Below are 9,197 nucleotides of genomic sequence, written 5' to 3'. Positions count from 1 at the left end.
TCCTGCAATTCCAAAGCCGACCTCCGCCCTAATCAGCATGCCAGATCAACGGTTTGCGGATAGTTCACGGCCGACTAGAGCATCGACAAAAAAGCCCGGCGCATGGCCGGGCTTTCTGTCGAATAGAGACTTGTATCACTCGCCGTCGATCGCCGTGGCGATGCGGGCGATGGCCTGTTGATAGTTGCTCGCGTCATTCCAGCCGGCAATTGCACCGAGATTCGCCTGTGCGCTGGCACCCGCCTGCCAACCATGAGCCTTGAGGAAGTTGGCGGTGGAAGCCAACGCAGTGGCCTTGTCGCGCAAATTTCCGCTGCCGACCCCGTACTTCAAGACATTTCCGGGCAGGAACTGCGTATGGCCAATCTCGCCATGCATGGCGCCGACCGACGAGGCGCTCAGCGCGCCGCGATCAACCAGTTTCAGGGCTGCAACAGCATGCGGGTAGAAGAACTCCGGGCGACGGCAATCATAGGCAAGCGTTACAATGGCAGAGACCGTATTCTGCTTGCCCAAGAAGGAACCGAAGCCGGTCTCCATCCCCCAGATGGCGAGCAACACACCCGGCGTCACGCCGTAGGTCCGTTCGATCTTGTCGAACAGCGCCGCGTTCGACTTCTTCAGCGAACGGCCCTTGGAAATGATCGTGGACGCGCCACGGCGCTTCATGAAAGCGTCCACCGAGCCACCGAAAGCCTTGTGGATAGCGCGGTCGGCGGCGATCGTCCTTTTTGCGTAGGTCGCGCTAGCCAGAGCGGCCAGACCCTTCGAGCCTACACCGCTGGCCCTTGCTTCCTGCGCGAACTCCGCCTTCCACGCTTCGAAGCCCGCGCCCGTCTTGCCGCATTGGGCGGCCTGTGCCGCTGTTGCCGCCGCAAGCATCATCGATGCCGCCGCTGCGAAAATCTTTGCCTTGGCAAAAAATGCCATGTTGCTCTCCTGGTTGCCTGAATCTTGTCCCGAATACGAATTTGCCAGCGAAACGCCCGCTTGTCACCGTTGCAGCGACGTGCGTCCGCCTGGATGCAGTACGCTCCAACACTTTACAATCAGCGCATCGTGCTTTCCGAAAATCGGCACCGATTTTCGAGCCGATGCGCTAAGAACTCGTTTACGCATCCTCGCCGCAGCGCTGGCGATTGCCGGACAACTTGCTTACGATCAAGTAATTATTGTGGCGGGGGGCTAGAATATTCATGGAAGACGTTGACGTCGTGGTCATCGGCGCCGGCTCGGCGGGACTTTCCGCCGCCAGGACCCTGCGTGCGGCCGGCCTTTCCTTCAAGCTGGTCGAAGCGATGAACCGTATCGGCGGCCGCGCCTGGACCAGCGACCAGCATTTCGGCGTTCCTTTCGACATCGGCTGCGCCTGGCTGCACGCGGCCGACCGCAATCCCTACTTCCCCGAGGCGCAAGCTGGCCGCTGGACGCTTCATCATCACGACATGAATATCGACCATCTCTATTATCGCAACCGAAAGGCGAGCGAGGACGAAGAGGCCGCGATGAAGGCGGCCGATGTCAGGCTGTTCGAGCTGCTGGCGGCGCATGAGGTCAAGGTTGGTGACGACGACCGTCTTTCGGCGTTGCTCGCCAAAGGCCATGCGCCGCGCGCCGCCGCCACCTTTGCCGGGCCGATGGACTTTGGCGCCGACGAGGACGAGATATCGATCCGCGACTTTCAGGCCGCCGCCGATCTCGATCCGAACTACCTCACCAAGGAGGGGTTCGGCGCGCTGGTCGCCCGTTTCGGCGCCGACGTGCCGGTCGAGCTGTCGACGCCGGTGCGGAAAATCCTCTGGGACGTGCCCGGCGTCGCCTGCGTCACCGATCGCGGCACCATCCGCGCCAAGGCGGTCATCGTCACCGCCTCGCCGGCGGTGCTCGCCTTCGAGGAGATCGAATTCGCGCCGGCGTTGCCCGACAGGCATTTCGCTGCCTTCTTCGACCTGCCGATGGGCATGCTGACCAAGCTGCCGGTTGAGATCAGGGGCACAAGGCTCGGGCTGGCGCCGTTCGACGACCTGCTGATCGAGCGGCTGGCCAGGCACGACATCTACTTCCTTTGCTTTCCCTTCGACCTCGACCTGATGGTCGGCTTCGTTGGCGGCGATTTCGCCTGGGAGATGTCGGCGGCGGGCGAGGCGGCAGGCGTCGACTTCGTCGTCGACCGGCTGTGCGCCATCTTCGGCGGCGACGTCAGAAAACATGTCGGGCGCGCCATGATGACCAATTGGGGCGGCGAGCGGTTCGTGCGCGGCGCCTATGCGGCGGCCCGACCTGGCCGTTCGCAGGCGCGCGCCACGCTGATGCAGCCGGTGGCGGAAAAAATCTTCTTCGCCGGCGAGCATCTGGCCGGTCCGCTGATGCAGACCTGCGGCGGCGCCAGGCTATCGGGCGAGGCGGTGGCGAGAACGGTCGCCGCCCAGCTTGCGGCAAAATAGCAACAGCAGGAACGCCGGCCGCCGACAGGCGTTTGGGCGATATGCCGCTGCGCACTATATCCAGGGCCACATAATTTGAGACCTGGTGATTCGAGATTGGGATGAAGCTCTTCGATTGCCCGCATTGCGGCCACCGCCTCTATTTCGAGAACGCCCAGTGCCTGAACTGCGCCAGCTCCGTGCTCTACGATCCCGGGCATGCGCGCTTCGTGCTGTCTGGCGCCGGCGGCGTTTTCCAGTGCACCAATGCCGACGAGTGCGCCTGCAACTGGATGGCGGAACCTGGCCATGCCTTCTGCGGCGCCTGCGCGCTGAACCAGCTGATCCCGGACCTTTCGGTCGATGGCAACCGCCGTCGCTGGATCCGCGTCGAAGCGGCAAAGAAGCGGGCCATCTATTCGCTGCTCGCCGCCGGACTGCCGGTCGCGCCCAAGCGGAACGCCGGCGACGAGGCCGGCCTCGCCTTCGACTTCCTTGCCGATCCGATCGGTGGTCCGGGTGGCGCGCGCATCCTGACCGGCCATGACAACGGCCTGATCACACTCAATGTCGCCGAGGCGGATTCGGCCGAGCGCGAAAGACGGCGCGTCGAGATGGGCGAGAACTATCGCACGTTGCTCGGCCATTTCCGCCATGAGCTCGGCCACTATTACTGGGACCGCCTGATCCGCGACGACCCGCAACGGCTTGCCGCCTTCCGCACATTGTTCGGCGACGAGCGCGCCGACTACGAGCAGGCGCTGAAGGCCTACCATGCCAATGGCGCGCCGCCCGACTGGCAGCAGGACCACATTTCCGCCTATGCCTCGTCCCATCCCTGGGAGGACTGGGCCGAGACATGGGCACACCATCTGCACATCACCGATACGCTGGAGATGGTGCATGCGCTGAATTTCCCGCTCGGCCGGCTGGAAACGGTGGAGGCCAACGACCTGTCGCGGGGCGACACCGGCGGCGAGCTCCAGCCGGCGCCGTCTGAACCTGCCGCCGTTCCCGAACCGTTTGAAAAGATTCTGGCCCGCTGGCTGGTGCTGTCGGAAGCGTCCAACTCAATCAACCGCTGCATGGGCCTGCCGGACCTCTATCCCTTCGTCATCTCGGAGCTGACGGCACAGAAGCTGGCCTTCGTCCATGAACTCCTGACCGGTGTCGTGAAAGAAACCGGAACAAAACGTGAGCCGGCCGAGGCGTTTTAGCCGGAACGCATGAGGGCTTGTTTCGTTTTCGTTCGCGAGGGACCATCAACACGGAGCGAAACCATGAAGCGCATACTGTTTCCTGCTGTCGCCGGAGCGCTTGTCGCCATGTCCGGCACAGCCTTGGCCGATACCGCCGTTTCGGCGGTCGCCGATCTCAACATTCGCGCCGGCCCCGGGCCGCAATACCCGGTGATCGGCGTGCTCGCCGCCGGCCAGTCGGCAACGCTCGATGGCTGCATCCAAAACAGCAAATGGTGCACCATAGCCGAGGCCAATGGCCAGGGCTGGATCTATTCCGACTATGTGACGGCCGATTTCGGCGGCAACGAGGTCGTCCTGACCCGGCGCCCGGCCGACGCAGACATTACCATCGTCGAAGCCCCCGCCGATGTCGACGATCCCGACATCTATACCGGAGCGATCGTCGCTGGCGAGCCGATCGAGCCGATCAGGCGGCCGCCGGCCGAAGTCCGCACCTACATCGAGACCAACCGGGTCGACCCGGTTTATCTCGAGGGCGAGGTGGTTACCGGCGCGACCTTGCCCGATACCGTCGAGTTGCGCGAGATTCCGGACTATGACTACCGCTATGTCTATGTGAACGGTCAGCCGGCACTGGTCGACCCCGGCACCCGACGCATCATGTACGTCGAGCGCTGACGGTGCCGAACAGGGCAATCGCCTTGGACGAATGACGGAACTGTCGAAGTCGGCGCCGCCCCTCATCGCCCTGCCGGGCACTTCTCTCCGTATAGTGACGGGGAGAAGCGGCCTCGCTGGCGATCAGCGAAATCGTTGGGAGAGCGCCCTCTCCCCGTTCACGGGGAGAGGATGCCGGCAGGCAGGTGAGGGGCGGCGCCAACGCCGATTGCCGTGACGATTGCGCGGCACGACCCGATCGAATAGATCATGCGACCCGAAGCACCAGCCTGTGAGCCCGCGTGATAGACCCTGCCGCCTTCGAGCGCTATCGGCATACTCCCAACGCCAAGACGACCCTGCCGCGGCTCCTGCTCGGAACGGCGATCGTCGTCCTGTTCTGGGTCGCGACGACCGTCGCCGTGCTGTTCGGCGGCGCCTATTTCTTCGTCGTCTGGCAAGCATCGTCCGGCGCCCCGATGGAAGGAGGGGCGGTGCAGAATTTCATGGCCTCACCCGCCGGGATCCTCGCCGCGCTCGCCTCCTTCGCCGGAATCTGGCTCGGCCTGTGGGCTGCCATGCGCTGGGTCCATCGCGAGCCGCTGATGGCGCTGATCGGCACCAGCCGCCGCGTTTCGCGCTCGGGATTTTTTAGGGGATTGGCCGCGGTGCTGGTCACATCGCTGCTCTCCGAGATACTGCTCTATCTCTTGCAGCCCGACATTGCGCGCGGTGCGATCGCCCTGTCGTCCTGGCTGCTGTTCCTGATCCCGATCGCCGCGCTGACCCTGCTGCAGGCCTCGTCCGAAGAGGTGCTGTTTCGCGGCTATCTCCTCAGGGGCCTGGCCAACCGCTTTCAAAACCCCTTCATCTGGGCGCTGCTGCCAGGACTTCTGTTCACTGCGATGCATTGGAACCCAAGCTCGACGACCGCCATCAACGCCTGCGTGCTGGCCTCGATCGCCGCTTTTGCGCTGCTCCTGACGCTTGTGGTCTATGCCACGGGCAATCTCGGCGCGGCCTTTGGCGCCCACCTCGGCAACAATCTGACCGGCTTCCTGCTGATTTCGCACCAGCAAAGCTACAATTCCTTCGCCCTGTTCAACGCCAAGCCGCTCGAAGGCCCCGGCTGGACGACGGTTGATGCCGTCCTCATCGCGGCGATCGGCATCGTCTGCAGCCTGTTGACCGTTCTGCTGCTGCTGCACCCGCGCTCGCCGCTGAAGGTCGAGCCGGATTTTTCGCACCCCGGCGGCCCAAGCTGATGCGCATCACGCTGGTGGTGCTGCCATAAACCAAACCGGCCCGGTTCAGCGTATTCGGCCCCGCACCTTGACTCCGCGGCCGATTTCCTGTCTACAGCCCGCGAATTCCGCGACGAGTATCCCTCCGAGCAAGCCGACCGGGACGCCGAAGCCTGTTTGAGGCGACGTGCTGTAAATCGATCCTGGAGGTCAACATCCGGCAGCGCTGTGCGCCCCCGGGTGCTTTTTGGCTTTGAGCTTTTGCCTGGACAGCTTGGGTTGGATACTGGGCGCGAACGCATTACCTCTCGGGCATCATCCGGGTGCCAGGGAAAGGAAGAAGAATGTTTGAATCGCTACAGGAACGTCTTGGTTCGATCCTGAACGGCCTCACCGGCCGCGGCGCCCTGTCCGAGGCCGATGTCTCGGCGGCGCTGCGCGAGGTGCGCCGTGCGCTGCTTGAGGCCGACGTTGCGCTGGAAGTGGTGCGTTCCTTCACCGACAAGGTGCGCGAGAAGGCCGTCGGCGCCGCCGTGCTGAAGTCGATCAAGCCCGGGCAGATGGTCGTCAAGATCGTCCATGACGAGCTGGTCGGGATGCTGGGCGCCGAGGGCGTCGCCATCGACCTCAATGCACCGGCTCCAGTCGTCATCATGATGGTCGGCCTGCAGGGTTCCGGCAAGACCACGACATCGGCCAAGATCGCCAAGCGCCTCACCGAGCGTCAGAACAAGAAGGTCCTGATGGCCTCGCTCGACACGCGGCGTCCCGCCGCGCAGGAGCAGCTCCGTCAGCTCGGCGAGCAGGTCAAGGTCGCCACGCTGCCGATCGTCGAGGGCCAGACGCCGGTCGACATCGCCCGCCGCGCCGTGCAGGCGGCAAAGCTCGGCGGCCATGACGTCGTCATCCTCGACACCGCCGGCCGCACCCATATAGACGAGCCGCTGATGGTCGAGATGGCCGACATCAAGAAGGTCTCGTCGCCGCACGAAATCCTTTTGGTCGCCGATTCGCTGACGGGCCAAGATGCCGTCAATCTGGCAAAAAGCTTCGATGAGCGCGTCGGCATCACCGGCCTGGTGCTGACCCGCATGGATGGCGACGGCCGTGGTGGTGCGGCACTTTCCATGCGCGCCGTCACCGGCAAGCCGATCAAGCTGATCGGCACCGGCGAGAAAATGGACGGGCTGGAGGAATTCCATCCCAAGCGCATCGCCGACCGCATTCTCGGCATGGGCGACATCATCAGCCTCGTCGAAAAGGCTGCCGAAAACATCGACGCCGAGCAGGCGGCGGCGATGGCCAAGAAGATGCAGTCGGGCAAGTTCGACCTGAACGATCTTGCCGGCCAGCTTCAGCAGATGTCGAAGATGGGCGGCATGGGCGGCATCATGGGCATGATGCCGGGCATGGGCAAGATGAAGGACCAGATGGCTGCCGCCGGTCTCGACGACAAGATGTTCGGCCGCCAGCTCGCCATCATCTCGTCGATGACCAAGGCCGAGCGCGCCAACCCCGATATTCTGAAGCACTCGCGCAAGAAGCGCATCGCCGCAGGATCCGGCACCGATGCGGCCGAGATCAACAAGCTCCTGAAGATGCACCGCGGCATGGCCGACATGATGAAAGCGATGGGCGGCAAGGGCAAAGGCGGTGGCCTGATGCGTGGCATGATGGGCGGTCTGGCCCAGAAGATGGGACTCGGCGGCATGATGCCAGGGGGCATGGGTGGCCCGGGCGGCATGATGGGCGGCGGCATGCCGGACCTGTCCAAGATGGACCCCAAGCAGCTCGAAGCCTTGCAGAAGCAAGCACAGGCAGCCGGTCTCGGCGGCATGAAGGGTCTTCCCGGTGGCCTCCCAGGTGGCGGTGGTCTGCCTGGGCTGCCCGGCGGCATGAAGCTTCCTGGTTTGCCAGGATCCGGCGGCGGTCTGCCAATGCTCGGCAAGAACGCCCCTGGCAAGAAGAAGTGAGGGCGCAATGGACGAAGAGAAGGACATGGCCGACGCACGCGCGGCGCTGGTCGACTACCGCGCCTCGATCGACAACATCGACGCAGCGCTCATCCACATGCTGGCCGAGCGTTTCCGCTGCACCAAGGCGGTCGGCGAGCTGAAGGCATCGCATGGCCTGCCGCCGGCCGATCCGGCGCGCGAGCAGCAGCAGATCGCCCGCCTTCGCCAACTGGCGAAGGACGCCCATCTCGACCCGGATTTCGCGGAGAAATTCCTGAACTTCGTCGTCCGCGAAGTGATCCGCCATCACGAGCATATCGCCGCATCCAACGGCGGAACGAAAACCGGCTGAGGACCAGCCGTAAACCCGAAAATCAGCGTTTTAGGAGAAAAGAAATGCCATTGAAAATCCGACTGGCCCGTGCGGGCTCGAAAAAGCGTCCCTATTACCACGTCGTCGTCGCCGACGCCCGTTCGCCGCGCGACGGCCGTTTCATCGAGTCGCTCGGCTCGTGGAACCCGCTGCTGCCCAAGGACGGCGAGCGGGTCAAGGTCGACGCCGACCGCGTCAAGCATTGGCTCTCGCACGGCGCCAAGCCGACCGACCGCGTGCTGCGCTTCCTCGACGAGGCCGGCATCGCCAAGCGTGAAGCCCGCTCCAATCCGAAGAAGGCCGAGCCCGGCAAGAAGGCGCAGGAGCGCGCCGCACTTCTGAAGAAGGCGCAGGACGATGCAGCCGCCGCGGTTGCCGCTGCGGCAGCCGCGCCGGCCGAGGCGGAAGCCGCGACCACCGAATAATCCGCTTTTTATCGCCTACGGAACGGCGGGCGCTTTGCCCGCCGTTTTATTTCGTCGGAGCTAAACGCGGCCCGATCAATAGCCTGCCGGGCAGCGGGCGATGTAGACGCGTCCATAGCGATCGCGATAGCGGCACCGGCCGGGTTCGGTCGCACGACCGATCAGTGCGCCGGCGACGGCGCCGACAGCACCACCAACAACAGCTCCCTCCACCGGGTCATTTGCAACGGCGGCGCCGACAGCAGCGCCACCCAGGCCACCGACCGCGGCGCCCTGTTCCGTCCGCGAACAGGCTGCGAGCGAGGTTGCCAATATCATCAGGACCACCAGTTTCTTCATCGTCGCTCCTCCCAAATGGGGTTTTCCGTCCTCGCCCCACCTCGTCTAACTCGCAACCGGGCGATTTGATCCAAGGGCAAGGAAGAGGGTGGCGGCAGATGGCCCTCTCTCTGGCGGCGCGACCGCCATCGAACGGCTTTTGACGCCGCCGCTATCGGCTGAGCGGGATCAGCGAGCGCACCCCGGGATTGCGCAGGAAAAGGCCGCCCCACAGAATGAGGCCGAGATAGACGCCGAACAATGTGTGCGAGAACAGCGGGCTGCCAAGACGCGCGTGGGTCGCGATGGCGCCGCCGAGATAGGCGGTGAGCAGGACGGCGCCGAGCACCGAGGTGCGCGGCACCGCATAGAGCGCGGTCGAGACCAGCCCGACGATGCCGAGCATGCGCGAGACATCGGGATCGGCCGGCCAGCCGAGTTGCACCATGGTCTGGGTGACGACATCGAGCGGCGGCAGCTTGATGACGCCGTCGAAGGTCATGAACAGCACGATGAGGGCGCTGAGCCCGCGGCCGGTCCACAGCGCGCTCGGCGTGACGGATGCTGTTTGAGACATGGTCATTGGTCCTCCGGTTGTTT

10 protein-coding genes are annotated in these 9,197 nt (G+C 64.3%); 7 read left to right on the top strand and 3 right to left on the bottom strand.

Going from position 1 to position 9,197, the window contains the following annotated elements:
• Positions 1 to 135 precede the first annotated feature (135 nt).
• Positions 136 to 930, bottom strand: a complete 795-nt coding sequence (locus tag AC0L18_RS30950; protein WP_091592126.1) for a lytic murein transglycosylase — start codon at positions 928 to 930, stop codon at positions 136 to 138.
• Positions 931 to 1,196: 266 nt separating this feature from the next.
• Here AC0L18_RS30950 and AC0L18_RS30945 point away from each other — a divergent pair, with 266 nt between their 5' ends.
• The 7 genes from AC0L18_RS30945 to rpsP all read left to right on the top strand — a co-directional run bounded on the left by AC0L18_RS30945 (position 1,197) and on the right by rpsP (position 8,279).
• The gene (locus AC0L18_RS30945; RefSeq protein ID WP_473495529.1) at positions 1,197 to 2,444 is read left to right on the top strand and encodes a flavin monoamine oxidase family protein; all 1,248 of its coding nucleotides are present in this window, start codon (positions 1,197 to 1,199) and stop codon (positions 2,442 to 2,444) included.
• 101 nt (positions 2,445 to 2,545) lie between these two features.
• A complete protein-coding gene (locus tag AC0L18_RS30940; protein WP_473495528.1) occupies positions 2,546 to 3,640 on the top strand; it encodes a zinc-binding metallopeptidase family protein in 1,095 nt (364 codons plus the stop codon).
• Positions 3,641 to 3,703: 63 nt separating this feature from the next.
• Positions 3,704 to 4,303, top strand: a complete 600-nt coding sequence (locus AC0L18_RS30935) for a DUF1236 domain-containing protein (RefSeq protein ID WP_023803769.1) — start codon at positions 3,704 to 3,706, stop codon at positions 4,301 to 4,303.
• A gap of 281 nt (positions 4,304 to 4,584) precedes the next feature.
• A complete protein-coding gene (locus AC0L18_RS30930; protein WP_473495527.1) occupies positions 4,585 to 5,547 on the top strand; it encodes a lysostaphin resistance A-like protein in 963 nt (320 codons plus the stop codon).
• A gap of 323 nt (positions 5,548 to 5,870) precedes the next feature.
• Entirely contained in the window at positions 5,871 to 7,499 is a 1,629-nt protein-coding gene (ffh, locus tag AC0L18_RS30925) for a signal recognition particle protein (RefSeq protein WP_023803767.1), read from the top strand.
• A gap of 7 nt (positions 7,500 to 7,506) precedes the next feature.
• Entirely contained in the window at positions 7,507 to 7,833 is a 327-nt protein-coding gene (locus tag AC0L18_RS30920) for a chorismate mutase (protein WP_473495526.1), read from the top strand.
• A gap of 44 nt (positions 7,834 to 7,877) precedes the next feature.
• Positions 7,878 to 8,279 (top strand): 30S ribosomal protein S16, encoded by a 402-nt coding sequence (rpsP, locus tag AC0L18_RS30915; RefSeq protein WP_473495525.1) that lies wholly within the window; start codon positions 7,878 to 7,880, stop codon positions 8,277 to 8,279.
• A gap of 75 nt (positions 8,280 to 8,354) precedes the next feature.
• Here the strand turns inward: rpsP and AC0L18_RS30910 are convergent, their stop codons facing one another.
• Complete coding sequence (locus AC0L18_RS30910) at positions 8,355 to 8,618, bottom strand: YMGG-like glycine zipper-containing protein (protein WP_027153677.1); 264 nt, start codon at positions 8,616 to 8,618, stop codon at positions 8,355 to 8,357.
• 151 nt (positions 8,619 to 8,769) lie between these two features.
• The gene (locus AC0L18_RS30905) at positions 8,770 to 9,180 is read right to left on the bottom strand and encodes a DoxX family protein (protein ID WP_473495524.1); all 411 of its coding nucleotides are present in this window, start codon (positions 9,178 to 9,180) and stop codon (positions 8,770 to 8,772) included.
• Positions 9,181 to 9,197 lie beyond the last annotated feature (17 nt).

The sequence above is a fragment of the Mesorhizobium sp. WSM4819 genome (genome assembly GCF_055811215.1).
Note: the sequence above shows the minus strand (reverse complement) of the source record. Positions and strands in the feature narration are given on the sequence as shown.

Bases quoted from the DNA above. Each gene is read 5' to 3' on its own strand.
- AC0L18_RS30945 (WP_473495529.1), top strand. From the start codon at position 1,197: ATGGAAGACGTTGACGTCGTGGTCATCGGCGCCGGCTCGGCGGGACTT.
- AC0L18_RS30935 (WP_023803769.1), top strand. From the start codon at position 3,704: ATGAAGCGCATACTGTTTCCTGCTGTCGCCGGAGCGCTTGTCGCCATG.
- AC0L18_RS30905 (WP_473495524.1), bottom strand. From the start codon at position 9,180: ATGACCATGTCTCAAACAGCATCCGTCACGCCGAGCGCGCTGTGGACC.
- AC0L18_RS30940 (WP_473495528.1), top strand. From the start codon at position 2,546: ATGAAGCTCTTCGATTGCCCGCATTGCGGCCACCGCCTCTATTTCGAG.
- AC0L18_RS30920 (WP_473495526.1), top strand. From the start codon at position 7,507: ATGGACGAAGAGAAGGACATGGCCGACGCACGCGCGGCGCTGGTCGAC.
- ffh (WP_023803767.1), top strand. From the start codon at position 5,871: ATGTTTGAATCGCTACAGGAACGTCTTGGTTCGATCCTGAACGGCCTC.
- AC0L18_RS30910 (WP_027153677.1), bottom strand. From the start codon at position 8,618: ATGAAGAAACTGGTGGTCCTGATGATATTGGCAACCTCGCTCGCAGCC.
- rpsP (WP_473495525.1), top strand. From the start codon at position 7,878: ATGCCATTGAAAATCCGACTGGCCCGTGCGGGCTCGAAAAAGCGTCCC.
- AC0L18_RS30950 (WP_091592126.1), bottom strand. From the start codon at position 930: ATGGCATTTTTTGCCAAGGCAAAGATTTTCGCAGCGGCGGCATCGATG.